This is a genomic window from Streptococcus sp. F2 (genome assembly GCF_056500955.1).
In genome coordinates, this window is the sequence record NZ_JBWKAI010000001.1 from 163,254 (window position 1) to 187,803 (window position 24,550).

At 38.8% G+C, this 24,550-nt stretch carries 28 protein-coding genes; 4 read left to right on the top strand and 24 right to left on the bottom strand.

Annotated elements, in window-relative coordinates:
- The first annotated feature begins 142 nt into the window (after positions 1-142).
- The 3 genes from rsmG to ktrA all read left to right on the top strand — a co-directional run bounded on the left by rsmG (position 143) and on the right by ktrA (position 3,000).
- A complete protein-coding gene (gene rsmG / locus ACYTR8_RS00885) occupies positions 143-856 on the top strand; it encodes a 16S rRNA (guanine(527)-N(7))-methyltransferase RsmG (RefSeq protein WP_443597687.1) in 714 nt (237 codons plus the stop codon).
- 83 nt (positions 857-939) lie between these two features.
- Positions 940-2,316 carry a potassium uptake transporter channel subunit KtrB gene (ktrB, locus tag ACYTR8_RS00890; RefSeq protein WP_111715242.1) on the top strand — a complete coding sequence of 459 codons (1,377 nt, stop codon included), beginning with the start codon at positions 940-942 and terminating at the stop codon, positions 2,314-2,316.
- Between the two features lie 9 nt (positions 2,317-2,325).
- Positions 2,326-3,000, top strand: a complete 675-nt coding sequence (gene ktrA / locus ACYTR8_RS00895; RefSeq protein WP_002991064.1) for a potassium uptake transporter gating subunit KtrA — start codon at positions 2,326-2,328, stop codon at positions 2,998-3,000.
- Positions 3,001-3,057: 57 nt separating this feature from the next.
- On the opposite strand, the gene sstT is transcribed toward ktrA, so the two are convergent.
- Positions 3,058-4,272, bottom strand: coding sequence for a serine/threonine transporter SstT (gene sstT, locus ACYTR8_RS00900; RefSeq protein ID WP_111715239.1), 1,215 nt, complete (start codon positions 4,270-4,272; stop codon positions 3,058-3,060).
- A 240-nt stretch (positions 4,273-4,512) separates the two neighbouring features.
- Between sstT and brnQ the strand changes: the two genes are divergently transcribed.
- Positions 4,513-5,883 carry a branched-chain amino acid transport system II carrier protein gene (brnQ, locus tag ACYTR8_RS00905; protein ID WP_269760366.1) on the top strand — a complete coding sequence of 457 codons (1,371 nt, stop codon included), beginning with the start codon at positions 4,513-4,515 and terminating at the stop codon, positions 5,881-5,883.
- Positions 5,884-5,936: 53 nt separating this feature from the next.
- Here brnQ and ACYTR8_RS00910 read toward each other — a convergent pair whose 3' ends face one another.
- The 23 genes from ACYTR8_RS00910 to ACYTR8_RS01020 form a co-directional block, all read right to left on the bottom strand.
- The gene (locus ACYTR8_RS00910; protein ID WP_003059039.1) at positions 5,937-6,629 is read right to left on the bottom strand and encodes a methionine ABC transporter permease; all 693 of its coding nucleotides are present in this window, start codon (positions 6,627-6,629) and stop codon (positions 5,937-5,939) included.
- Positions 6,630-7,694, bottom strand: coding sequence for a methionine ABC transporter ATP-binding protein (locus tag ACYTR8_RS00915; RefSeq protein WP_479641497.1), 1,065 nt, complete (start codon positions 7,692-7,694; stop codon positions 6,630-6,632).
- Entirely contained in the window at positions 7,687-9,060 is a 1,374-nt protein-coding gene (locus ACYTR8_RS00920) for a M20/M25/M40 family metallo-hydrolase (protein ID WP_479641498.1), read from the bottom strand. Before ACYTR8_RS00920 ends, ACYTR8_RS00915 begins: the two co-directional genes overlap by 8 nt.
- A 74-nt stretch (positions 9,061-9,134) precedes the next feature.
- A complete protein-coding gene (locus ACYTR8_RS00925; protein WP_443597688.1) occupies positions 9,135-9,980 on the bottom strand; it encodes a MetQ/NlpA family ABC transporter substrate-binding protein in 846 nt (281 codons plus the stop codon).
- Between the two features lie 176 nt (positions 9,981-10,156).
- On the bottom strand, positions 10,157-11,011 hold the full coding sequence (locus ACYTR8_RS00930; protein ID WP_479640211.1) for a MetQ/NlpA family ABC transporter substrate-binding protein: 855 nt from the start codon (positions 11,009-11,011) through the stop codon (positions 10,157-10,159).
- Between the two features lie 154 nt (positions 11,012-11,165).
- Positions 11,166-12,008: an amino acid ABC transporter substrate-binding protein gene (locus ACYTR8_RS00935; RefSeq protein WP_111715223.1), complete on the bottom strand. Its 843-nt coding sequence runs from the start codon at positions 12,006-12,008 to the stop codon at positions 11,166-11,168.
- Positions 12,009-12,215: 207 nt separating this feature from the next.
- Positions 12,216-12,932 carry a YebC/PmpR family DNA-binding transcriptional regulator gene (locus tag ACYTR8_RS00940; RefSeq protein ID WP_003049713.1) on the bottom strand — a complete coding sequence of 239 codons (717 nt, stop codon included), beginning with the start codon at positions 12,930-12,932 and terminating at the stop codon, positions 12,216-12,218.
- 168 nt (positions 12,933-13,100) lie between these two features.
- Complete coding sequence (bioB, locus tag ACYTR8_RS00945; RefSeq protein WP_479641499.1) at positions 13,101-14,027, bottom strand: biotin synthase BioB; 927 nt, start codon at positions 14,025-14,027, stop codon at positions 13,101-13,103.
- 163 nt (positions 14,028-14,190) lie between these two features.
- Positions 14,191-14,631: a prolipoprotein diacylglyceryl transferase gene (locus ACYTR8_RS00950; protein WP_231872006.1), complete on the bottom strand. Its 441-nt coding sequence runs from the start codon at positions 14,629-14,631 to the stop codon at positions 14,191-14,193.
- A gap of 18 nt (positions 14,632-14,649) precedes the next feature.
- Complete coding sequence (locus ACYTR8_RS00955; RefSeq protein WP_479641500.1) at positions 14,650-15,444, bottom strand: hypothetical protein; 795 nt, start codon at positions 15,442-15,444, stop codon at positions 14,650-14,652.
- Positions 15,445-15,457: 13 nt separating this feature from the next.
- On the bottom strand, positions 15,458-16,483 hold the full coding sequence (locus tag ACYTR8_RS00960) for a pneumococcal-type histidine triad protein (RefSeq protein ID WP_479641505.1): 1,026 nt from the start codon (positions 16,481-16,483) through the stop codon (positions 15,458-15,460).
- Positions 16,484-16,516: 33 nt separating this feature from the next.
- Positions 16,517-16,822 carry a hypothetical protein gene (locus ACYTR8_RS00965; protein ID WP_479641501.1) on the bottom strand — a complete coding sequence of 102 codons (306 nt, stop codon included), beginning with the start codon at positions 16,820-16,822 and terminating at the stop codon, positions 16,517-16,519.
- 403 nt (positions 16,823-17,225) lie between these two features.
- A complete protein-coding gene (locus ACYTR8_RS00970) occupies positions 17,226-17,939 on the bottom strand; it encodes a MerR family transcriptional regulator (RefSeq protein ID WP_111715213.1) in 714 nt (237 codons plus the stop codon).
- Between the two features lie 102 nt (positions 17,940-18,041).
- Entirely contained in the window at positions 18,042-19,139 is a 1,098-nt protein-coding gene (locus tag ACYTR8_RS00975; protein WP_269760357.1) for a nucleotidyltransferase, read from the bottom strand.
- Between the two features lie 74 nt (positions 19,140-19,213).
- Positions 19,214-19,957 carry a class I SAM-dependent DNA methyltransferase gene (locus ACYTR8_RS00980; RefSeq protein ID WP_111715207.1) on the bottom strand — a complete coding sequence of 248 codons (744 nt, stop codon included), beginning with the start codon at positions 19,955-19,957 and terminating at the stop codon, positions 19,214-19,216.
- Positions 19,958-20,004: 47 nt separating this feature from the next.
- Positions 20,005-20,358, bottom strand: a complete 354-nt coding sequence (gene rsfS / locus ACYTR8_RS00985) for a ribosome silencing factor (RefSeq protein WP_003049699.1) — start codon at positions 20,356-20,358, stop codon at positions 20,005-20,007.
- Position 20,359: 1 nt separating this feature from the next.
- Positions 20,360-20,620 carry an isochorismatase family protein gene (locus ACYTR8_RS00990; RefSeq protein WP_231872004.1) on the bottom strand — a complete coding sequence of 87 codons (261 nt, stop codon included), beginning with the start codon at positions 20,618-20,620 and terminating at the stop codon, positions 20,360-20,362.
- Positions 20,596-21,189 carry a bis(5'-nucleosyl)-tetraphosphatase (symmetrical) YqeK gene (yqeK, locus tag ACYTR8_RS00995; protein ID WP_111715199.1) on the bottom strand — a complete coding sequence of 198 codons (594 nt, stop codon included), beginning with the start codon at positions 21,187-21,189 and terminating at the stop codon, positions 20,596-20,598. Before yqeK ends, ACYTR8_RS00990 begins: the two co-directional genes overlap by 25 nt.
- Entirely contained in the window at positions 21,186-21,818 is a 633-nt protein-coding gene (locus ACYTR8_RS01000) for a nicotinate-nucleotide adenylyltransferase (RefSeq protein WP_218655088.1), read from the bottom strand. The genes yqeK and ACYTR8_RS01000 overlap by 4 nt, the downstream gene beginning before the upstream one ends.
- A 68-nt stretch (positions 21,819-21,886) precedes the next feature.
- The gene (gene yhbY, locus ACYTR8_RS01005) at positions 21,887-22,195 is read right to left on the bottom strand and encodes a ribosome assembly RNA-binding protein YhbY (protein ID WP_111715196.1); all 309 of its coding nucleotides are present in this window, start codon (positions 22,193-22,195) and stop codon (positions 21,887-21,889) included.
- Positions 22,196-22,220: 25 nt separating this feature from the next.
- On the bottom strand, positions 22,221-23,339 hold the full coding sequence (yqeH, locus tag ACYTR8_RS01010) for a ribosome biogenesis GTPase YqeH (RefSeq protein WP_111715194.1): 1,119 nt from the start codon (positions 23,337-23,339) through the stop codon (positions 22,221-22,223).
- Entirely contained in the window at positions 23,339-23,866 is a 528-nt protein-coding gene (locus ACYTR8_RS01015) for a YqeG family HAD IIIA-type phosphatase (protein WP_164714870.1), read from the bottom strand. Before ACYTR8_RS01015 ends, yqeH begins: the two co-directional genes overlap by 1 nt.
- A 163-nt stretch (positions 23,867-24,029) precedes the next feature.
- The coding region (locus ACYTR8_RS01020; protein WP_479641502.1) for an ISAs1 family transposase at positions 24,030-24,550 on the bottom strand (521 nt) is incomplete at its 5' end.

The window sequence follows — 24,550 nt, forward strand, 5'->3', positions numbered from 1 at the left end:
CTTTAATCTTTGTGTCTCAATTATAGCAATTTTCAAGTTAATAGCAAGTATTGAGGACCTATTTCTAATGATTTTTATGAGATTTTTTTATTCCTGTATTTTATGGTAAAATAATAGCAATAATCAAAGACAGAGGATACAAATGACACCCCAAGAATTTTACCACACCTTAGAGGAAGATGGTTTTCCTTTAACCATGAAACAAAAAGAGCAATTTGATACTTATTTCAAATTGCTAGTGGAGTGGAACAACAAGATTAATTTAACCGCCATCACGGAAGAAAATGACGTTTATCTCAAGCATTTCTATGACTCTATCGCTCCTATCTTACAGGGCTTTTTAGCCAATGAACCGATTCGTTTATTAGATATTGGGGCAGGAGCTGGCTTTCCTAGCCTACCTATGAAGATTCTCTTTCCAAATCTCGAAGTTACTATCATCGACTCTCTCAACAAACGAATTGCTTTTCTAACGCATTTGGCAGAATCCTTAGCATTAGACAAGGTGCATTTTTTCCATGGTAGAGCAGAAGATTTTGGTCAGGACAAGGACTTCCGTGCACAATTTGATGTCGTCACCGCTAGAGCAGTCGCCCGGATGCAAGTTTTAGCTGAATTAACGATTCCTTTTCTAAAAATTGGCGGAAGGCTGATTGCTTTAAAAGCACAAGCCGCTGACCAAGAATTAGAAGATGCCAAAACAGCCCTCTCCTTTCTCTTTGGTAAGGTAACGACTAACCATCATTATCAATTACCAAACGGGGATGCTCGCTATATCACCGTTGTTGAAAAGAAAAAGGAAACCCCAAATAAATACCCTCGCAAAGCAGGATTACCCAACAAGAAACCTTTATAAAGACTAGTTAAAAGCTAAGAGCAAACTTAGCTTTTTTAGCTTATTTTTGTTATCATAGTATGAGATATTATTATGGAGGAAACATGAAACGCTCATTTATCAAATCCTTATCGGTCACACAGCGTTTAACCTTTAGTTTTGCGATTGTGATTTTGATTGGGACTCTCTTGTTATCCATGCCTTTTACCCATTATCAAAACGGACCTGAAACTGTCTATCTTGACCATTTCTTTAATGTGGTTTCAATGGTATGTGTGACAGGACTATCCGTTGTTCCCGTTGCTGAGGTCTATAATGGCATCGGACAAACCATTACCATGATGCTCATGCAAATTGGCGGACTTGGTTTGGTCACTTTGATTGCCATGAGTACCTTTGCCTTGAAACGTAAAATGCGGCTGAGCGATCAAACTTTGCTCCAATCAGCCTTGAACCGTGGGGATAGTAAGGATTTAAAGCACTATCTTTTCTTTGCTTATAAAGTGACCTTTGGGCTTGAAGCAATCGCTGCGCTTGTCATTATGACGGACTTTATTCCTCGTTTTGGATGGAAAAATGGCATTTTTAACAGTATCTTTTTAGCCATCTCTGCCTTTTGTAATGCTGGCTTTGATAACTTGGGAAATTCTAGTCTCAAGGACTTTGTTTTGAATCCCACACTCAATCTTATTGTTACCTTCTTAATTATTTCAGGAGGTTTAGGGTTTGCTGTTTGGGTAGATCTTGGACTCGCTGTCAAAAAATTCTTTTTCGAGCGGCCCCACTGCTATGGTGCAACCTTTCGTAAGTTATCCAATCAATCTAGATTAGTTATTCAAACAACTACTGTCATTCTGGTTCTTGGAACTTTCTTATCTTGGTTTTTAGAAAAAGACAACAGTAAAACCATTGCCAATTACAATCAGTTTCAACAATTCATGGTTTCTTTCTTCCAAACAGTTACCATGAGGACTGCGGGTTTTGCAACAATTTCCTATAACGATACTCTGGCACCCACCAATATTCTTTATATGATTCAAATGGTTATCGGAGGCGCTCCTGGAGGGACTGCGGGTGGTATCAAAGTAACAACAGCTGCCATCACCTTTTTACTCTTCAAAGCAGAACTATCTGGACAATCAGAAGTTACCTTCCGAAATCGCATTATTGCTAATAAAACTATTAAGCAGACCATGACGGTGCTCATTTTCTTCTTTGCCGTCTTGATGACAGGCTATATCCTTTTGCTTAGTGTGGAGCCAAATATTGCTCCGATTCCCCTTTTATTCGAATCTATTTCAGCCATCGCCACTGTTGGTGTGTCCATGGATTTAACACCACAGCTATCAACAGCAGGACGTCTGATTATTATTGTCCTTATGTTTGTTGGCCGTGTTGGCCCAATCACTGTCCTCATCAGTTTAATTCAACGAAAAGAAAAAACCATTCAATATGCCACTACCGATATTCTAGTGGGTTAAGGAGAAAACATGTTAAAACGTAAAACTGTCGGTGTTCTTGGTCTTGGTATCTTTGGCCGTACTGTTGCTAGAGAATTAAGTAATTTCGATCAAGATGTTATTGCCATTGATATTCGAGAAAGCCATGTCAAAGAAGTTGCTGATTTAGTGACTAAGGCTGCTGTGGGAGACATTACTGACAAAGAATTTTTACTAGCTGTCGGGATTGAACATTGTGACACCGTAGTTATCGCTTCAGGAAATAACTTGGAATCCTCAGTTCTTGCTGTCATGCACTGTAAAAAATTGGGTGTTCCAACCATTATTGCCAAAGCTAAAAATAAAATTTTTGAAGAAGTTCTATATGGTATCGGAGCAACTAAAGTCATCACTCCTGAGCGTGATTCCGGAAAACGTGTTGCTTCAAACCTTCTCAGACGACATATTGAAAGCATCATCTATTTGGAACATGGTATTTCGATGATTGAATTTGTCATTCCTAAAAGCTGGGAAGGACAATCTCTTTCCGAACTAGATGTTCGTCGCAAATATGAATTAAATGTGATTGGCATGCGTCAAAAAGAAGTTAAAACCTTAGATACCAATGTCAAACCTTTCGAACCTTTAGAACCCAATACTATCATTGTAGCCATCGCTAATGACCACACGTTTGAAAAATTTGATTATCTTGGCTATCTTAAATAACAAAAACGATTCTTGGAGAACTCCAAGAATCGTTTTTAGATATTTTTGTTACCTTCATTAGGCTTGCTTACGTTTCCAAAAAGCATTTTCAGCAATAGCTGTGAAAAGGACATCGGTTGATGAATTGAGAGCTGTTTCGCAAGAGTCTTGAATCACCCCAACAATAAAGCCAACACCAACAACCTGCATCGCAAGGTCATTTGAGATACCAAATAAACTACATGCTACTGGGATAAGGAGTAAGGATCCTCCTGCAACACCTGAAGCACCACAGGCAGATACTGCTGCAACAACACTCAATAAGAGAGCCGTTAGAAAATCAATTTGAATACCGAATGTATGAACCGCTGCAAGTGTCAAAACATTAATCGTAATGGCTGCACCACCCATATTGATGGTTGCCCCAAGAGGGATTGACACCGAATAGGTATCTTTACTTAGCCCAAGATCTTCACAAAGTTGCATGTTAACTGGAATATTAGCTGCTGAACTTCTTGTGAAGAAAGCGGTGATACCTGATTCACGTAAACATCTTAACACCAAGGGATAAGGATTTTGTCTCATCACCACAAACCCAATGAGAGGGTTAATGACGAGAGCAACAAAAGCCATAGTCCCCACTAAAACAAGAATTAACAAGGCATAATCAGATAAAATCCCAATGCCATTTTCTGAAATAGTCGCAAAAACTAGACTCATGATTCCGATTGGTGCCAAATTAATAATCCAAACCACAATTTGTGAGGTTACTTCTGCTGCTGTTTTGATAAGATGCTTTGTTTCTTTACTTGCTGCTTTTAAGGCTAGTCCAAAGACTAAAGCCCATGATAAAACACCAATATAATTAGCTGTCGCCAAGGCATTGATAGGATTATCAACCAGTTTTAGTAAGAGTGTTTGAAAGACTTCGGCCACCCCTTGAGGTGCTGAAAATTCAGTATTGACTGGCGTATTTAAAATCAAGGTCAGCGGGAATAAATAGGTCGTCAAAACAGCTACCAAAGCTGCTGCAAAAGTCCCAAATAAATAGAGAACAATGATTAGGGTCATATTGGTCTCTTTCCCTTTTTTCTGATGAGAAATAGCTTGAGAAACCAAAGCAAAAACAAGGAAAGGAGCAATAGCTTTTAAACCACCTACAAATAACTTCCCTAGAATGCTTAATCCCGTAAAATCAGGAACAAGAAGTCCTAAAATAACACCAATGACCACACCAATACCAATTTTTTTGATTAGGCTAACCCTAACCCATAGTTCACATACTTTTTTCATTCGTCACATCCTTACTAAAGTTATAAAGTTACATGTTTTTTATAATAATATAATTCTAGCTATTCGTCAAATCGGGTGAGTCGGAGAGAAGAAAAGAGGGTAGCGCGCTTCTTCTGCACTGATCTTCTATTGACGATAAGACTAATCTTCGATATAATAGCTTCTGTTGTCATTTTAACATATATATCGTTAAAATTGTTAGAATCTTCAAATTAGTATTAATAGAAAGACTATTCATAAATGAAACAGAAAAATGTATATATTGTTATCGGGTTTATGTTATTTGCCCTCTTTTTCGGAGCTGCCAACCTCATTTATCCAGCATTTCTAGGCATCTACTCAGGTCATAACATTTTATGGTCCATTATTGGTTTTTGTTTAACCGGTGTTTCCTTGCCCCTCTTAGGAGTAATTGCTGTCGCTAAGTCTGGTTCAGATGATGTGGAGAGCTTAGCACGTCCTATTTCCAAATGGTACGCTATCTTTTACTCCTCTGTTCTATACCTCTCTATCGGGCCTTTCTTTGCCATCCCAAGAACAGGTGCTACTTCCTTTTCAGTGGGGATTGCACCGATTTTAGGAGATAATTTTACCAATAAAGCTATCTATGCTGTTCTTTTCTTTGGGCTATCTTATTTTCTGGCCATTAGACCTAGTAAATTGGCTGAAAACATCGGTAAATTCTTGACGCCAACCTTGTTAGTTGTGATTGCTATCTTGGTCATTGCTTCTTTTGTTCACCCAGCAGGTGATTATGGGAATGCCTTCAACGCAGGGATTGGGGTTAACAATGCTTTCAAAGACCTTCCTTTTATTGCAGGACTGATTCAAGGGTATGGGACTATGGATGCCTTGGCATCACTTGTTTTTGCCATTCTCGTCATTGAAGCGACCAAACAATTTGGAGCTAAAACTGACAAAGAAGTTACCAAAGTCACCCTTATCTCTGGAACCATTGCTATTTTCTTATTAGCTTTTGTCTATATCTTTGTTGGCCGTATTGGAGCGACCTCACAATCCCTGTTTCCTTTTATTGATGGCAGTTTTACCCTCGATGGTAGTCCTGTCAATGGTGGTCAGATCTTAAGTCATGCCTCTCGTTTCTATCTAGGTAGTATCGGGCAAGCCTTTCTTGCTATTGTCATTTTTTTGGCCTGTCTAACCACCTCCACAGGATTAATCACCTCAAGTGCTGAATATTTCCATAAATTAGTTCCTGCTCTATCTCATATTGTCTGGTCAACTATTTTTACTCTGGTTTCTGCCTTCTTCTACTTTGGTGGTTTATCTGTTATCATCAACTGGTCGGCACCTGTTTTATTCCTTTTATACCCATTAACAGTCGATTTAATTTTCCTTGTCTTGGCACAAAAATACTTTAACAATGATTCTATCGTTTATCGAACAACTATTGGACTCACTATTATTCCTGCTATTTTTGATGCCTTATCCACACTTTCTCAAATGACTGGTCTCTTCAACTTGCCAGAGCCAGTGACAACTTTCTTCCAAAAAACAGTTCCACTTGGACAATTTTCAATGGGATGGATTATCTTTGCCATTATTGGATTCCTACTCGGACTCATTCTAAGTAAAACGAAGAAAAGCTAATGACATCATCTAAACAACAACACCCTAAGTTTTTACTTAGGGTGTTGTTTCGTTTATTTATGACTAAACCGTCTGGTCAAGCTATCACCAATAAATTGGATAGCAAAAATAATCAAAAGGATAATAATAGTTGCAACCCAGGTCACATCATTATTAAAACGATTGTAGCCGTAAGAAATGGCCACATTTCCTAGACCTCCAGCTCCGATAGCTCCCGCCATCGCTGTTTCACCAACCAAGGAAATCAAGGTTACAGTTGACACACGGATCAAGTCAGGGAGACCCTCGCTCAAATACACTTTGACAATATCCCAGAAGGTAGCTCCCGAAGCCTGTGCTGCTTCAATTACTCCTTTATCAAGTTCTGAAAAAACAACCTGTACTTGACGAGCAAAGAAAGGAAAAGTTGCAAAGGTCAATGGTACCAAGGCAGCAGTTGCTCCTAAAATAGTTCCCATAATCAGGTAAGTAAAGCTAGCTAAAATAGCAATTAAAATGATAAAAGGAATAGCACGGAAAATAGAAGTGATTTTATCAATAATCCAGCAAGCTAACTTGTTTTCTATCACACCACCAGGCCCCATTAGTACAAGTAATAAGCCAACAAACAGACCAATGGTCCCACCAACAATAAAAGGCACGATGGTCATGTATAAAGTGTTCCAAATAGCTAGTCCCCAACCCGCGTCACCTGACCAGCCAAGCTCATAAACATTTGGTAAATAGGTTTGAATTAACTGTGTCATCTAGGCTCCTCTCTTCAATATGCTGACATCAACACCAGCTTCATGCAAAGCTTTTTCAGCCGCAGCAATATTCGCTGCATTACCTTCCAGTACAACAATCATTTCACCAACTGGGACATGATCTAAAATTTCAATGTTGCCATACAAAATATTAGCTGTCACTTCAAATTGACGGTAAATACTATTCAGCAAAGGCTCATCAGTAGACGTTCCTGCATATTTCAACTGAGCTAGAAGGGCATCTGCAGGTAAGTGTTTGACAATGTCTTGTTGGTTAATTTTTTCTAAAGCCTCATCAATCCCCGTTGCAGTGGTAATAAATTCCTGTGTCAATGCCTCTTTTGGATCTGAAAAAATATCGAGAACAGAACCTTCTTCAATCAACACACCATTCTGCATAACAGCAACACGATTACAAATATCCTTAACAATTTGCATTTCATGGGTGATCATGACAATGGTGAGGCCAAGTTTGCTGTTTAATTCCTGCAAGAGCGCCAAGATTTGTTTGGTGGTCTTTGGATCTAGTGCTGATGTGGCCTCATCTGAAATTAAAATTTTAGGATCATTGGCTAAGGCACGCGCAATAGCCACCCTTTGTTTCTGCCCACCCGATAACTGGGCAGGATAGTTATCTGCTCTCTCTGATAAACCTACAAGTTCTAGCAGCTCGATAACTTTCTGTTCTTTCTCAGTCTTACTTAACGACGAATGGCGGAGAGCAAAGGCAACATTTTCTTTGGCTGTTTTTTGAGCCATTAAATTGAAATGCTGAAAAATCATGCCAATATCACGACGTTTTTGGCGAAGGGCCTCAGCTGGCAATTGAATTTTCCCTCGGTCAAAGGTTACGTCTCCATCTACGATGATTTTCCCATTTGTTGGTGCTTGTAGTAGGTTAATCACACGCACAAGGGTTGATTTCCCAGCACCTGAATACCCCACAATGCCATAAATATCTCCCTGATTAATATGAACCGTGACATCTTTAACGGCCTCAATAACCCGTTTTTTTTGATGAAAGGTAATATCAATATGATCTAATTGAATAATCGCTTCATTCATAAGATTTTAATAACTCCTCTATTAGTACGATATGGCGACAATAATCTGCGATAGCAATATTTTCATCGCCTGCATGATCCCGACTATTAGCATGACCCAACCCAAATGCTACAATTGGAACTCCAAGTGCTTCAAAGACAGTGTGCATAGGCCCTGTTCCAGCTGACGTTGGTAAAAGGGATAATCCTTTAGGGTAAAGGGACTTCACCACTTCTATCACTTGTTGAATAGCTGGCGCAGACAAATCACTACGATAACTTTTTTCTCCCAACGTATAGGTCACATTGACCTTATCAAAACCTTTGTCTAACAAATGAGTTTGAATCTGCTCGAACACGATTTTGGGATCAAGTCCAGGCACTAGACGAACCTCCATCTTAGCGGAAGCCTGTGAAGGAATAATGGTTTTGACGCCCTGTCCCTGATAACCCGACTGTATTCCTTGAATACCTATGGACGGTTGGTAATAATAGGTTTTCAAAAAATCACGCCGTTCTGATTGTAACATAGGAAGCTCTAGTCCGTAAAGCTTTTTAAAATCATCCAACTGTTCGATAGCATAGGTCTCAATCAGATCTAGTTCTCGCTTAGTTGGTTCCTGCACCTGCTCATAAATGGCTGGCACTAAAAGACGGCCATTCCTATCTCGCAAAGAAGCGATAGCTTCTAGCAAATACCAGGTTGCTGAATCAATTACCCCACCGTATTTAGAATGGATATCAAGCTTAGCACTCTCAACAGTCATATCAAAGGTTAAAATCCCTTTATTGCCGCCAGTTAATTCCAATTGGTCTTGTTCATTTCGAATACCTTGTTCCCAAATCAAGAGGTCTGCTTCCTGCAAGTTCCTTGCATACTTTTTCAGATATTTTTCTAAGTCTACTGAGGCAGATTCTTCGGCGCCTTCCAACATAAACACAATGGTAACAGGCAGAGTCTGTGCTTGAGAAAGGTATTTCACAAGAGCTGTTAACCTAGCAATAATATGCCCCTTATCATCATCTACGCCTCTTGCATACAAATGACCTTCTCGTTCTGTTAAGGTAAAGGGATCACTAGACCATTTTTGGTCAGAATCAGCAGGTACCGTGTCATAGTGCTGATAAAAAATGACTGTCTTGGCATCTGGTCGAGGGCTCTTAAAGGTAGCTAATATAAAAGGAGCCGCATAGGACTGATCCACAATAACTTGAGCTCCTGCAGCACTAAAAATCTCTTTTAAAAACTGAGCAGTTTCTTCAAGCCCTAGTTGTTGTGCAAAAATAGAGCGGTGAGCAATTAACTGACGCAGCACGACTAGATAATCTTTGGTTATAGGGTGCTCCCAACAATCTTTTAACTGTTCCTCTATTGTGGACATCTCCATACTTTTCCTCCTTAATGCAAGAAAGGGCGTGCTAGACACGCCTCTATCCTCCTGTTATAACAATTGTTAAAGCTTTACCATACGGGCACATCAACACCATTTGAAGTCTTATCAACTACCTTCTTCACGTCATCAGTTTGGTAAGCCTTGATGAGTTTTTTAATAGCATCAGCCTTCTCTGATTTTTCCCAATCTTTTTGACCTGCAATAATGTTAATCCACTGTTTTGAATTGTCATCTGCTTTTTCTTTGAAAAGAGAGGTTTTGTAGTCAATTTTTGCAGGAACAGCGTAACTATTATTGACAATAGCCGCATCAGCTGATACCAAGGCGCGTGCAGTTTGGCTAGCATCTAATTCTTTGATATCTAATTTCTTTTTGTTTTCTGAAATATTAGCAATGGTTGCTAATTGATCACCAGAAACATTCAATTTAATGAGACCAGCTGATTGCAACACATAAAGAGAACGGCTTTCATTGGTCGCATCATTTGGTACTGCAATTTGAGCACCATTTGGCAGATCAGCTACTGACTTGTATTTAGCTTTCCCATCTTGACTCGTTCCAGAGAAAAGGTTAATTGGACTGATGTAGGTATCAGCAATAGCCACCAAATGTTCCTTATTTTCCTTGTTCCAGTTGTTCAAGAAATTATAGTGTTGGAAGGCATTAATATCAACCTCACCATTGGCAACAGCCTTGTTAGGTTGGGAATAATCTGTGAATTCTTTGTACTTCAAGGTAATCTTGTCTTTTTTCAACAGTTCTTCGACTTTGTCCCATCTGGCTTGGTCTGATGATGTTTTTGTCATGACCCCAATCGTTAAGGTATTTTTATCATCTTGTTGTCCTGAACAAGCCACCAATACTGTTGATGCAAGAGCAATCCCAACTAATCCAATAACTTTTTTTAATGTCATTCATCTATCCTCAATTCATTTAATAACTGTGTCTATTCTATCTTATTCAGATATAGTTTTCAAATTGGAAATAGCTAGTATTATATATAGTTTAAAACTATATCTTGATGTTTTAAAAAGCCCAAGCTTTTAAAAAAGCTTAGACTTTTTAGAGGTTGAGAAACGCTCCTTTAGTCTTACTTGTCCCAAACCGGCAAATCAACGCCGTTGGATGTCTTGATAATAATCTTTTTGACCTCATCGGTTTGGTATGCCTTGACGAGGGCTTTAATGGCTTTAGCTTTAGGTGACTTTTCCCAACCTTTCTTTCCTGTTAAGATATTAAACCACTGCTTGGCATTTTCGTCCGCCTTTTCTTTATATAGTGATGACTTATAGTCTAATTTAGCAGGGACGGCATAGTTATTGTTGACAATAGCTGCATCAACCGATTTAAGTGCACGCGCTGTTTGACTGGCGTCTAACTCTTTAATAGTAATGCCTTTTTTATTCTCCACAATATTAGCTTGACTGGCTAACTTGTCACTGGAAACATTTAAGGTAATCAACCCCGCACCCTGTAACACAAAGAGGGCACGGCTAGCATTTGTGGCATCATTTTGAATAGCAATTTGAGCTCCTTTTGGCAAATCATCTACTGACTGATATTTGGCTTTGCCAGCCTGATCTGTTCCAGAAAAGAGGTTAAGAGGACTAATATAAGTTTCAGCAATAGTCACCAGATTTCCCTTATTTTCTTTGTTCCAGTTATCTTGGTAATTATAAGTTTGGAAGGCATTGATATCTACTTCGCCAGAAGCGACAGCCTTATTGGGTTGCGAGTAATCCGTGAATTCTTTATAGACTAGTTTGATCCCATCTTTCTTCAAGGTCTCCTCAATTTTGTCCCAACGTGCCTCATCTGAAGCTGTTTTTGTCATTAAACCAACAGTGACGGTTTTAGCATCTTCTTTTTTACCACAACAAGCTGTCAAAACTACCCCAGCGCAGGCAGCTACTCCTAAAATGGTTACAAATCGTTTTATTGTCATTTCCTAATTCCTTTCTGCTTTCTATGTGTTTTAGTTTAGCTCAAGTTGTTATAGTTTTCAAATTGGCATTTTTTAGGAAAATCTATAGTTAAAAACTATATATCAATTGACAAAAAAACCAGTCTTCTAGATGAATAACTGGTTAATAGCTGGTTTAGTTAGCTTTAGGAAGTTTTATCTCTTTATCTGATGGCACATAGTCACCGCCAAGGTGCTCTTTGGCGAGCTTGCTAAGAGTTCCGTCAGCAGTCAATTCTTTAATACGCTTGTTAACAAAGCTTTGCAATTTCTCTTGATCTTGACTAAAGATAAAATAAATAAATGGTTGCTCTGTTGAGGTGAGTTCAATTGTTTTGAGATTATCTAACCCTTGATTTTTAATAATGGCATTAACGGTTGGGGCATCAAAAATCTTGAAATCTGCCTTACCTTCACTCAAATTGGTTAACATTTGGGTAATGTTCTCATTGGTGAATTTTAGAGTAACCGGTTTGTCACTGTGTTCCTTATTAAAGGCTTCTAGCTGGGTAACACTGGTTGTTCCTTGAACGACTTGAGTAGAGTGCCCCTCAATATCATCATAAGATTTGATATCACTGTCTTTTGGAACAACTAAAACAGACGGTGTTGCACCGATTGGATAGGAAAAGAGGTACTTAGCTGAACGCTCTTTGGTAAAGGAAATGTTGTTACCACCCATCTGGTATTTTCCTGAGTCCAAACCTGTAAAGATAGAAGACCATTCTGTTTTCTTAAAGGACACCTTGTAATCATCCGATCCTTTAAAGACTGCTTTAGCCACCTCAATATCGTAACCAGTTAGTTGACCACCTTTTTCATAAGAAAAGGGAGCTGTTGTTCCAACCGTTGCAAATAAGACTTCTTTAGAACTCCCCTGATTTCCTGACTCAGCTGTTTTTGAGGACCCACAAGCTGCTAGCACAAGGGTTGATGCTAGGGCAATTGTTGCCATTCCTAAATATTGTTTTTTAATCATCCTATCTCTCCTTTTTGTTCTTGTGTCTAGTGTACCACTTTTAATTAGAGTTAACTAATAATTAATTCCTATCAAGCTGATACACTTTTGCTATTACCTTTTTTATGAATAAAGCAAACAACCTAACATCTTTTTAGCAACAGTTTCTTAGATAACGTTTCAAAAAGAGCCGAAATCCATTTTCAGCTCTTCCTTTGCTTGTTTAGATTAAAAATCTGCAACGTTATGGTAAACTTTTTGAACATCATCGTCAGATTCCAAAGCGTCTACTAATTTTTCAAAAGTCGCAAGATCATCACCTTCAAGCGTTACTTCTGATTGAGGAATCATTTCAAGCTCTGTGACTTGGAATTCAGCAATACCTGATTCACGAAGAGCCAAGATAGCCTTATGAAGATCTGTTGGAGCAGTGTAAACAGTGATTGTTCCTTCTTCTGCCTCAACATCATCAACTTCAACATCTGCTTCTAGTAACAGTTCAAAGATACTGTCAGCATCGTCTCCTGCAAAAACGATAACCCCTTTTTTATCAAACATGTAAGATACTGAACCAGCAGCCCCCATGTTACCTCCGTTTTTACCATAAGCTGTGCGGACATTGGCAGCCGTACGGTTAACATTTGACGTTAGGGTATCCACAATGATCATTGAACCATTTGGTCCAAAGCCTTCGTAGCGACCTTCAACGAAGGTTTCATCTGTATTACCTTTTGCTTTGTCAATAGCTTTATCGATAACGTGTTTTGGAACTTGTGCCTGTTTCGCACGATCAATAACAAATTTAAGGGCTGTGTTTAGCTCTGGATCTGGATCACCTTGTTTGGCAGCCACATAAATTTCAACACCAAACTTAGCATAAACTTTTGAAGTTGCTCCATCTTTAGCCGTTTTCTTAGCAACAATATTTGCCCACTTACGTCCCATTTTTGTCTCCTCTTAATAACAATTTTAATAGTCTTCTTTTCCAACCTGCTCAGTCGAAAGGAATCTTAACTCTCTTATTATAGCACTTTCAAAAAAGATAGTAAATTAAGAATTCCAAGGCAGGCAAGACACCGTAATAGGTTGTAACTAACAAGTCAATTGCTAGACCTAACAAACTCCCTCAACAGCTAAACCTAACTGATCAATCATCTTTTGATCGTCTGAAATGTCTGCTCCCTTTTCAGTCAGGTAATTCCCTAAAGAGATAGAATCTACAATTAACAAGGCCATTTGTTGGAGTTCGCCCAAATGATATTCCCGACCTGCACTAACTCGCAACTCTGTTTCAGGAAATAATAAGCGGAGCATAACTAGGATTTTTAGGCATTTTGTTGGTGTTAGTTGGTGGTGCCCCTCTAATTTTGTCCCATCGATAGGCAGTAAAAAATTAACTGGAACAGAATAAGGTCCTAAAGCCTTTAGCTCAAAGGCCAGATCTACCAATTGCTGGTCCGTTTCACCCATACCACAAATAAAACCTGAACAAGTGTCTACCCCTATTTCATTAAGCATTTCAAGAGTATCCACGCGGTCTTGATAGGTATGTGTCGTGGTAATCTTATCATAATTCTCACGAGGGGTATTAATGTTATGGTTCAATCGATCAACCCCAGCCTCTTTTAAGAGTTGAATCTGTTCTTTAGTCACCAGACTAATAGAGAGACAAATTTCCATATCCATAGCGTGTTTGATTTCTTGAATCGCATCACATAAAAGGGCAATTTCTCTCGTTGTAGATCGTGTACCACTCAAAGCAATAAAAAAAACGCTTGATTTATTTTTCTTAGCAATTAGAGCCTTACGAATAATCTCATCTTTTGGTAAAAGCCCATAGCGATTAATAGGCGCCTTGCTATCTTTTGATTGGGCACAGTACGCACAATCTTCTGAACAAAGACCACTTTTGGCATTTAAAAGCGTGTTTAGCCGAATACGATTACCTGACTTCTCCTGCTTTACTAGGATAGCTTGGGCGTAGTATGGCCACCAATCTGCTCCACTTGCCAAAATAGCTAAAGCTTCTGTTTTATTCACTTTTAGTCTCCTTTTTATTGTTACCTAGGTTTATTATATAGGTTTACTTTTTAAAAAGAAAGAACTTTCAAGGAAAAACACAAAAGAAACCTCGCTCAGAACGATTAATGTTCTGGCATAGGTTTCTTTTTAAGGATGTGTTAACATAACCATTTCTTAGGAGTTAAGGCAATAAGTCATCTCCGTCTTCTTCAGATACAGGAGGTAATGGCGCAGGTTCCCCAGATACTGGCTCATCATCCCCTAAATGCCATTTGTTAGGTTTTTCCTGATCAGTTGATGAACTAATAGGAGTTGCATTTTGAGGTTCTTTATCAGCTTTTTCTGGACTATTGGTTTCTGATTTAGGTCCTGCTGGTTTTTCAGCCTCTGCTTCCTTCCCTGGTTTAGCTCCATCTGTTTTTACTTGAGCATCTTTCTCTTCAGCTTTTGTGAATTCATCCAACCAGTTGTCCTGAGATGGTTTTTTGTCCTTATCAGACGCCTGTTCAACCACTATTTCCTTATAAACACCAGGCTGAACCTTGTCAGAGCCTTTTGAAAGGGCTAAATCGTGTCCTTTATAAACATAGCCTTTTTCAGGAATCACTGCTACATTTACCAAAGTTTTCGCAAATTCATCCTATGTTGTTCCTTGACGCACTACAAACGCTAATTGACGACTCTCCGTAGAATGTGTCCGCAATGTTGCGTGTTCACCTGCATCGATCACAATGGTCATGTATTTTGATTCATCATAAGGATCTGTCACACTATTCGTGTGCAAACGTTTTGGATCATCAGCCTTAGTCGGATTCTTAGCATCACTTGGAACATATGCCCCAATAATTGGACGTTTTAGACCAAATTTATCCAAGAAAATACTTGCCTCGACTTTATTATTGACAGCTGCTCCTTCCGGAAAATCTACTGATCCTCCCCAACGAATAAATTCGATATTATCATCATTTGGAACAGGTGTCGGAAAAATGAAACCACTATCTAGAACACTCTTCCATGTTAAATCATTACGGACTCGGAAACTAAAGCCTGCAAGTGAGTTGCCTTTATAGTTTAATTTCCCATGATTTAGTGTTGTGAAATTCACGACGGAATAATCCCCAATATTCACATCTAAATCTTTAGGGTCTCCGGTAAAGAAAGCTTGGGTATTTTTATGTTTATCATGACGGAAGGCTGCTGTGAGAACCAAATCTTTCTCCAGTTTACCATCTGTTGGCAACTGACTGGACCATTTTTTAAAGAAATACTGCTCCTTAGCTAGAGGAGTTGGTACCTCTATTTTCAAGTTGTTAATCGTTTGCCCTTTTTTGATGAGATAGGTAACAGCTTGAGTCTCTTGACTTCCAACACGAAGAGAGCCTGGCTGTTTGATGTAACCTTCTTGACCACCACTATCTTGCGCTAAGAAACTCAAGGCATAAAAACTATTAATGCTCTTTTAATTCTGGATGAGTTTCTAAGAGTTTTTTCTTGTCTAAATCACGAGAACTATTGGTATTTGTGAAAATTGGTCCAATCACATCGTGTTTTTCCAATTTTGGCTTACTTGGAAGATTGTAATCAACAAAATCATAAATCTTATCCCCTTTACCGAATGGCTTAGAAGCATCAATGGGTTCCATGTGACTATGATCATCGTGCGGGTAGGTGAAAATATTATTTTCCAAATCAATCTTGATTAATGGCGACAATTCTTCTTTTGAGCGCCCAGCATTGGTACGGAAAACACGTTCTATTTTGTCTAAAATAATCCGTTGTAATTCTGGATCAAGGTCTTTGGCCTGATTGACAAAATCTTCACCTGTCATCACCTGTCCTTTTTCAGATGTTTTAGGAGTTTCATCAGCTTCTCCATGATAATGCTTTTCAGCCTGCTGACGCTTGTCTTCTGGAATCAAATGTGCCCATTTGCTGTCCACTAATTGTGCATAAGGAACAAGATGAACATCTTCTTTACGACCATTATGAGCCACTAGCAGACCATCCGCTGTGTTTCCGATAATGTGCTTACCATCAAATAAGAAGCCATCACTTGTTGCATAGTGAATTCCAGAAAATTCTTTCTTTCCTTCTGCATTAACCCTATAGGCCCCTAATGGATCCACATGGTTATACTGAGAACCAATATTGTCATGGTGGTTACCATTCTCAGAACCATTTGGTTGCTTGTTATCCTTATGATGAGCAGAAGAGCTATTTGTTGATGGTGATTGCTGAGGTCCTTGCTGGACTGTTGGACGAGCAGTCACTACCAAATCCTTTTTCCAGATATAGTGATAGTGATCTCCATGACGAACCGTATAGCCTTTAGCATCTTCTGACACAATATCATTAGGATTAAAGACATAACCATCTGAAGCAGGTGCATCCCCGTGATGACCTGTTGTGCTTGCTTTTGATGTTGCCGCTGAGGTCGTTTCTTGGCGCGAAGTATCTTTATAGCCTTTAGGAATTAAATAATCCCACTTACTTCCTTTTAAATCAGACTAGAAGAAAAAATGGCTATGACCATCATGTTTCACGATAATTCCTGTTGCCGTTTTACTTTCAATTTGTGATTCATCTGTCAATAAAAAAACATCATCTGTTGGCTTATCAATCCCAGCAACGCCGGTTTTCTTATCATTTTTCTTACTCCTAACAGCACTTGTTTTCTTACTCTTTTTATGAGTGTGATGCTTTTTAGGTTCTGCTGCCTTATCTGTTTTGACCTGTGACTGACAAGCGGCTAAACTTAGCTGGCAGGTCAAGACAAGTCCCATTAAACATAATAAACGTTTTCTTGGTTTCATTGTTAATGATTATACTCCTTTAAAAGATCATATCTTAACTGTTAACTAGTTAATTTTTTACTAGTTAAGTATATCACTAAAACAAAGACTTATCACTAGTTTATTAGGTCAATCTCAGGAATAGCAGGTTTTTATTTCTTTTTTCTCACCTTAATTCCTGTTACTATTAAACATAAGAACAAACGGTATCATCTTTCCTCCTTAATTTTGACGACAATACTGCCTGCTTACATTAGGGAGCTTCCTCAAGTTCGTAGGAGTTCATAGAAACCCTCTTTTCAATGATTAGTCCCATTATGGCTAAACAAAAAACCAAAGGAGTATTAAGATGTCTCCTTTGGTAATGATGATTCATAGCAAGATTGGTCATAGACCTTTTACCTAACAAATAAAGAACCAGTTTTTAGGATTGACAATAGTGACTAATGGCATGACTAACAAACGTAGCTGTCCCAATACCTGCCATCTGATCTATTGTCTCTTTGAAACGCTGATCACTAACGTACATAAGCCCTAGACTTTCTAATATCTCCATTTCACAAGGATAAAGATTCTGGCTAATATAGTCTTGTAATTTGGCTACCTGTTTTTGAGCTGCCTGACTAGATACAGCTTGATCCTTGATATCTCCAAAGCCCCTAAAGATTTCTCGCATGTCTTGCCATAATTGCTCTGGCCTCATAGCAGTTTTAGTCGCATAAGCCACATAAGCATCTGTTTTTCCCCAACGTTCCTTCACCTCTTCTTCAAAGGCTTGAATATGAGAATGGTCGTAAGCCTTAAAACCCATTTGTTCTCCTCCTTCTTGTAAAGCCCTAGCATGCTGGATAAGTTCTTGCAAATGCTGTTGACGCATTTCCAGTAATCTAATCTGATCAGCAAGAGCTGCTCCTTGAACATAAGCCGGACTATTCAGTAATGTTTTTATGGTCTTCAAAGGAAAGTCCAATTCGCGAAACAGTAGAATATCTTGAAGCTGTGCTAGCGCATAATCATCATAAAAACGATAGCCATTATCCCCAACTAAGGTTGGTTTTAACAAATCAATCTCATCATAATAATGCAAGGTACGCACACTCAGCCCAACTAATTGACTGACTTCTTTTACCGTTTTCAAACCACTTCCTCCTCAGCAAGGTGATACTAAGTTACTAGTATTCTCAGTCTCACCTTAACAAACAGTATAAGCTATGACCTAACGTGAGGGTCAAGAATGATTTTATTTTTCTGTTCGCATTATTGGCCAGCGTCCCCAAGTTTGTTCTGCCATAGCTGGATTGCCTAGCTGGTAAATCGCATCCGCTTGTTGGGTTAAAGCATCCCAAGGCTCTGATCCAATCCGAGAAACGATAGAGACACGTTGTTTGAGTGACTTCAGATGGACACGCCCCTTATCAGAGAATCCCAAAACATGTACTGCTTCAGGTAGTGAAGTTTCCATGGCATTGACCAAAATATAAGTCAGCACGCGCCGTACACGCGCCTTCGTATAACGTTTGGTCGCTACTTGATCAATCAGTTCGTCTATTGTCTCTACAGTCCGAATTGCTGCGCTGATTCTATTTGCCAACTCTTCATTAACCTGAACAATTTGTGTTAAGTCCGCATGAGTAAGAATTTGATAAGTCAACAATTGGAAATAATTATCCCAAGAAACCTGTGGAGAAGTTAATAATAAGCTAGCGTCAGGAACAGACTTATCCACAAATACTTTGTCCGAAAGGTGTTTACGAATAGCTGTGGCAGAAGCAAACTGATGTGACTTATTTTTCGAATGATAACCCGCACCTTGACGCTTAATGGGAGTCAGAGCAATGCCTTTACCTGCACAAGCCTTCGTATAAGCCAAGCCTAAAATATGATTAGGTTTGTCACCCGTAAACGACACGTCTGCAAATGCCTGCCACATATGTTGTGTTTTTTGTGGATAAGACAGATACTCTGGTAAGTCAGCCACATAGGCTGCCATCTGCTCTGCTTTTGCCTCATAAATAGTCGCCAAGCTTTGATAATCTAAATAGTCTTCTGTACCAAACATTAACTGATCAATGCCTAGTTTTTCCAAAATAGCCACAGCCCCTTGAGCAAAATAATCGGCAGATTGCACAGAAACCAGAAAAGGGAGCTCAACCACTAGGTCAGCTCCATTTGCTAATGCCATTTGAGCTCTTGTCCACTTATCCACAAGTGCTGGCTCTCCCCGTTGCATAAAATTACCAGACATGGCAACAACCGTTAAGCCCTGCGCTTGCTCCAAGAGGTATTTGTGCCCATTATGAAAAGGATTAAATTCCGCAATAATACCTGTAACCGTCATAAGATCCTCATCTTCTTGATTATTTACCGATTTAAAAGCCTGTCAATGACCAGTCTATGAAAACAGGTCTATCTTCACTTTTGCGCCACAAAAAACCAACGCTTGCTAGTCTCAGTCGGCTCCTTATCCTCAAAATCCGCATAGACCTTAAATGACTTGAAACCAGCTTGCTCCAACAAAATATCATAGGTCAACAACTCATACGTTCGCTCCTCATGCACTTCGTCAAAGCGAGAAAAACGCCCATCTTCATCTTGAAGAAAGAATGTCAATTCATGAACAACAGAATGAGGTGCTTCATCAGCATACGTATCCCAAACCATTGCAAAATCATCTGCGTTCTCATGATAGGAATAACCTGGGAAAAGTTCATCTGTTTGATAGGTTGAATGTACATCAAAAATAAAGATGCCATCATCCGCTAAAACATCATAGACTTCTTTAAAAACATCACCTACCTCAGGCTCATCTTGCATATAACAAATGGAATCCGAATAGCAAGTGACAAAATCAAACTGCCCCACCTGTGACAAATCCAGCATATTGCCTTGAATAAAATCAATTTTCTTTTTAGCAGACTGAGCCCGTTTTTCAGCAATAGTCAACATGTCTTGACTCAAATCTAAGCCAGTCACATCAAAACCTGCTTGAGCAAAACGAACTGACTGAATACCAGTTCCACAGGCCAACTCTAACAAACGATTTCGACCCTTAGACTTTGGTAAATGTCGAAGTGAAAAATCTGTCCACAAGTCATATAGAGAGTCGTCCATCACGGCATCATAAACTGATGCAAATTTTTCATAATTATGTTCCATTATCATCCTCAAAAACCCTGTCGTATTGACAAGGTCTCTTTGTAACGTTAAGCTAAATAGGCATCTAGAGCCACAGCAGGCGCTTCATGCCACAATTTTTCAAGATTATAGTGGTAACGCTCATCCTCAGAAAAAATATGTACCACCACATCAGTCAAATCAAGCAAGACCCAGCCTGCTTGACTATCACCTTCAATATGGCTAGCATCTCCACCAGCCTCTTTTACCTTTTCCCGAATATTATCTGCAATAGCCTCTAATTGACGACTATTTGTTGCACTCGCAATCACAAAATAATCAGTCAAACTGGTTAAACCTTCTAAATCGAGGGCTAACATATCTTCAGCCCGCTTTTCATCTGCAGCCTTAACCACAATCTCTAATAATTCTTCTTTTTTCATTTTATTCCTCATTTAAAATCACATCTAAAGGCTCTACTCGAGCAAAATTACCATCCCACAAACTCTCATGGTAGTCAATCAGGAGTGAAGCCTGAATGTCCTCATCGTCAAAAGTTGTTGAACCATGTTCTATCACTGACACCTCATAGCCTAGTTCAAAAGCAACCCTCACTGTCGTATCCATACAATAATTAGTGAGCATTCCTATCATTACCAAGTTATCAATGCCTTTTTCAATTACTTCTCCTTTAAATAACTGCAAAACGCATTATATGTATCTAAGGTCTGTGGAAAAATAGGCTGCGCTTTTGAGGCTAAATAGGCGACAGTGTTCACTGTTTCATAGGCAACAGCCTTATCCAAATCAAGCTGCGCGATTTTTCTAGCGTCATCAACCAAAGGAAAGATGCGACCTTGTTCAATATAATCAGCAACGTATAAGACCTTATCCAGCAAGGTCATCTCAGCAGCACCAACGGTGTGAATTTCAATAGCTCGCAAAATCTCTTTATCTTGCAACCCTAGGTCTTCTTGAATCTTATAAATACCAACCATACCATGCCAGACATTATTATTCCATTTAGCTAATTCTGGAGATAATTGGTACTTGTCAATCAAGTCTAAAAATACCTGATCAGGACATTCCTTAGCATAATCGTGCAAAAGAGCTGCTAAGCTTGCTTTGTTAGAATCACAACCATACCGCTCTGCCAAACTCAAGGCAGCTTTTTCCACGCCAAGTACATGTTTAAAACGTTTAGGGCTCATCTGCTTTGCAATTTTTGCTAACAGTTCAGTCCTGCTATAAGGAAGATAATCTTCATATGTCATTGATATAAACCTTCTTGAGTAATGTAATCTAAAACCCGCTTAGGTAAGAGATAATTGGGTTGGCGACCTTTTTTAATAAAATCCCTAATCATACTAGAAGAAATATCCATCAAAGGAAGATCTACCCAAATCACTGGGTAAGAGGTTCCAGCTTTATATTTTGGACGTTGAACCCCAACAAATTGAACGAGTTTGACCAATTCATCAATACGGTGCCACTTTGGCAAATAATCAACCATATCAGCTCCGATGATAAAATAAAAATCAACATCAGGATGCTGCTCAGTCAAATAAAGCATCGTATCATAAGTATAGCTGATTCCCTGACGTTCAAGTTCACAGCTTTCAATAGCTAGCCCTTCAACATCTTCAATAGCCAATTCCAACATGCGAAGACGATGCTTCTCATCAATAGTCTCTTTGGCATCCACATGCGGTGGTTTAAATTCAGGCATCAATAGCACCTGATCTAATCCTAATTGCTGGCGAACTTGATCTGCAACCACAAGGTGTGCATTGTGAATAGGATTAAAATTCCCTCCTAAAATCCCAATCTGTTTGCGGTTGCTTTCTTTTTTTTCTTCCTCTAATTCCACCTTCGTAAAAGGCGTCAACAATTCTAATGCCATACTTTCTCCAAAATTCTCGCGACAATAGTCCTCGTCTCATAAGACCAGCCCCTATACAAATAAAAGGACTAGATTGCTTTAACTTTAGGGGACAACTTGCGGTTTTCTTTCTTAGCAGAAACCTTATAGAGAATCAAGATACGACCAATTTTCAAAACCGTATCACACCCAATTTCTTCTTCTAAAATCTCTGCAACTTCATGAAGATCTTCATCAGTATTTTGCAACAAAGTGATCTTTATCAATTCTCTAGCATCCAAAGCTTGACGAATACTAGTCTTAATGTGATCATTTAATCCATTTTTACCAATTTGTACAATCGGTTTTAAGCTATGAGCCTCAGATTTTAAGAAAGCTCTTTGTTTACTTGTAAGCATTTTTTTCCAACTTCTTTTTTTATTTTTAAATAATCGCTTTACGAACAATGACAGCGACGCCTTCAGGAGCCCATGCAGCAACTATTGCTTTTGAGTCTTTTTGACCATTAACACGAATCCATCCTAGACCAGAAAAAACAATATCCATTTTCTGATTAATTGTAAATTCATGACGAACCAATTTAGGAAATGCTGTCAACTCTTTCTTACCTGGCGGAGTTAACAAAGTTCCAACATGCTTATCATAAAAAGCATTTGCTCCTGCTAATTTTGTACGATGTAATTCTAGTTGATTGTCAAAAAAAGCTGTAAACCCTTGACGCTCCCCATTGATAAAGTCAAAGCGAGACAAACCACCTAAAAAGAGAGTTTGTTCTGGGTTTAATTGATACGTCTTAGGTTTGATTTCCTTCTTAGGACTCACTATTTTTAGCTCTTTAGGGGATAAATAATGAGCCATTTGATGGCGATGAATAATACCTGGCGTATCAAATATGAAGCTACCGTCATCCAGTGGGATTTCAATTTTATCAAGGGTCGTTCCAGGGAAACGGGACGTCGTAATCACATCTTTATCCCCTGTAATTTCTTGAATAATGGCATTAATTAAGGTCGATTTACCAACATTAGTGACCCCCACAACATAAACATCTCGACCATTACGTAACTCATTGATACGCTCAATCAAGTCTTTAATCGCATATTTATTTTGAGCGCTCGTTAACATAACGTCTAAAGGGCGAAGACCTTCTTCGTGTGCACGTTCGGTCAACCATTGAGTAACTTTACCACCCTTAACAGACTTTGGCAAAATATCTTTTTTATTCCCAACTAGTAAAACATCATTACCAGAAATAAAGCGAGACAAACCGGGAATAATAGAACCATTAAAGTCAAAAATATCAATCACATTAACCACAAGAGCATCACTATCACCCACTTCGTGAAGAAGTCTTAAAAATTCATCATCGGTAATATGAACATCCGTAATCTCGTTATAATGCCGCAATCTAAAGCAGCGCTGACAATAGAGCTCTCCTGTTTCCATACCCTTTTTCAAAGCAGCAGCTGGCGTAAAACCAGCTTTTTCTTTATCTTCAGATTGAATCTGGATACCACAGCCTATACAAAATAATTCTTCCATTAAATTCCTTTTTGATATGATAATTTACCATATTTTTCTTCTAACTTCGCTAAAACACGACGTTCTCGCCAGCGATTAATCTTTGTATTCCAAGCATCGGACTGAACAAGAGGCTTCACCAATACTGATTTAATTCCTGCTCTATGACTAGCTCGGATATCAGTCATCAACTGATCACCAACCATAATCACTTCTTCACGATCAAAACCATAACGGTCAATTGCCTTATCAATACCATAAGCAAATGGCTTCATCGCACGACTAATAAAGTCAACACCAAATCGCGAAACGGCACGCTCAACTCGAGCATGATTATTATTTGACACCACTACAACACTAATGTCAGCAATTGTCATCTCATCCAGCCAAGCACGAACCTCTGGCGTGCCATCCGGATTATTCCAAGCAATCAAAGTATTATCCAAATCCACTAAAACAGCTGAAATTCCCTGACGCAACAAATCATTTGCCCTTAAATCATAAACAGCCTCTACCGTATAGGTCGGCCTATAATCATCGATACTCATGTCATCTCCAAAATAATTAGTACTTTCTATTTTACCATATTTCAATTCAAATAGCATTCAAAATCGCACTAAAATCCACGCCGTACGCATGAAAACTTTCTCTTCATCCTTTTGTGCCCGGACATCAATTTTGAAAAGATTCCTTTTTAAATCAATCATCTGCTTAGCCTCTTTCTTCAAATAATTGGACTAAATAATCTTTCAAATGGACAGAAATATACCGTTGTTTGCGACGATAACTGAGGTCTTTTTTAGGAAATACCATCACTTTGAGAAAATATAAGCACATTTTTCGGATAAGATTTAGGTTAAATGCGGCTCTTTTATCCAATGTCTGATGATGATCTTCATGATAAACAACGTCCAATAACCAGTGCATACTCTCTATCTGCCAATGACCTCGTACACAATTGGCAAATGTGAGGACATCCGGCTTAAAGCTAAAGATAAAATAACGTTCCTCTTGACTCAGCTGTCCATCCTTATCAATCGTGTTACGAGTCATCCCAATACCACGTAACTTATGCCATTTGGGATGATTTTGACACAACCATTTGATCTCGGAAGACACCCAGTATTCTCTAACTTCAATCTGTCCCCTAGATTTTTCAACAGTCTGATAATACTGTCCATTTTCTTGGAGTTCTTCCAATAAGTTGACATCACTAAAATAAAGAGCAATAT

Excerpts from the sequence above, each read along its gene's own strand:
- ACYTR8_RS00975 (WP_269760357.1), bottom strand. The coding sequence starts at position 19,139 with ATGACGGTTACAGGTATTATTGCGGAATTTAATCCTTTTCATAATGGG.
- yqeK (WP_111715199.1), bottom strand. The coding sequence starts at position 21,189 with ATGACATATGAAGATTATCTTCCTTATAGCAGGACTGAACTGTTAGCA.
- ACYTR8_RS00965 (WP_479641501.1), bottom strand. The coding sequence starts at position 16,822 with ATGAAACCAAGAAAACGTTTATTATGTTTAATGGGACTTGTCTTGACC.
- yqeH (WP_111715194.1), bottom strand. The coding sequence starts at position 23,339 with ATGGAAGAATTATTTTGTATAGGCTGTGGTATCCAGATTCAATCTGAA.
- rsfS (WP_003049699.1), bottom strand. The coding sequence starts at position 20,358 with ATGAAAAAAGAAGAATTATTAGAGATTGTGGTTAAGGCTGCAGATGAA.
- sstT (WP_111715239.1), bottom strand. The coding sequence starts at position 4,272 with ATGAAAAAAGTATGTGAACTATGGGTTAGGGTTAGCCTAATCAAAAAA.
- ACYTR8_RS01000 (WP_218655088.1), bottom strand. The coding sequence starts at position 21,818 with ATGGCATTAGAATTGTTGACGCCTTTTACGAAGGTGGAATTAGAGGAA.
- ktrA (WP_002991064.1), top strand. The coding sequence starts at position 2,326 with ATGTTAAAACGTAAAACTGTCGGTGTTCTTGGTCTTGGTATCTTTGGC.
- yhbY (WP_111715196.1), bottom strand. The coding sequence starts at position 22,195 with ATGCTTACAAGTAAACAAAGAGCTTTCTTAAAATCTGAGGCTCATAGC.
- rsmG (WP_443597687.1), top strand. The coding sequence starts at position 143 with ATGACACCCCAAGAATTTTACCACACCTTAGAGGAAGATGGTTTTCCT.
- ACYTR8_RS01015 (WP_164714870.1), bottom strand. The coding sequence starts at position 23,866 with ATGAGTATCGATGATTATAGGCCGACCTATACGGTAGAGGCTGTTTAT.
- ACYTR8_RS00940 (WP_003049713.1), bottom strand. The coding sequence starts at position 12,932 with ATGGGACGTAAGTGGGCAAATATTGTTGCTAAGAAAACGGCTAAAGAT.
- ACYTR8_RS00920 (WP_479641498.1), bottom strand. The coding sequence starts at position 9,060 with ATGGAGATGTCCACAATAGAGGAACAGTTAAAAGATTGTTGGGAGCAC.
- ACYTR8_RS00930 (WP_479640211.1), bottom strand. The coding sequence starts at position 11,011 with ATGACAATAAAACGATTTGTAACCATTTTAGGAGTAGCTGCCTGCGCT.
- ACYTR8_RS00925 (WP_443597688.1), bottom strand. The coding sequence starts at position 9,980 with ATGACATTAAAAAAAGTTATTGGATTAGTTGGGATTGCTCTTGCATCA.
- ACYTR8_RS00915 (WP_479641497.1), bottom strand. The coding sequence starts at position 7,694 with ATGAATGAAGCGATTATTCAATTAGATCATATTGATATTACCTTTCAT.
- ktrB (WP_111715242.1), top strand. The coding sequence starts at position 940 with ATGAAACGCTCATTTATCAAATCCTTATCGGTCACACAGCGTTTAACC.
- brnQ (WP_269760366.1), top strand. The coding sequence starts at position 4,513 with ATGAAACAGAAAAATGTATATATTGTTATCGGGTTTATGTTATTTGCC.
- ACYTR8_RS00910 (WP_003059039.1), bottom strand. The coding sequence starts at position 6,629 with ATGACACAGTTAATTCAAACCTATTTACCAAATGTTTATGAGCTTGGC.
- ACYTR8_RS00980 (WP_111715207.1), bottom strand. The coding sequence starts at position 19,957 with ATGGAACATAATTATGAAAAATTTGCATCAGTTTATGATGCCGTGATG.
- ACYTR8_RS00935 (WP_111715223.1), bottom strand. The coding sequence starts at position 12,008 with ATGATTAAAAAACAATATTTAGGAATGGCAACAATTGCCCTAGCATCA.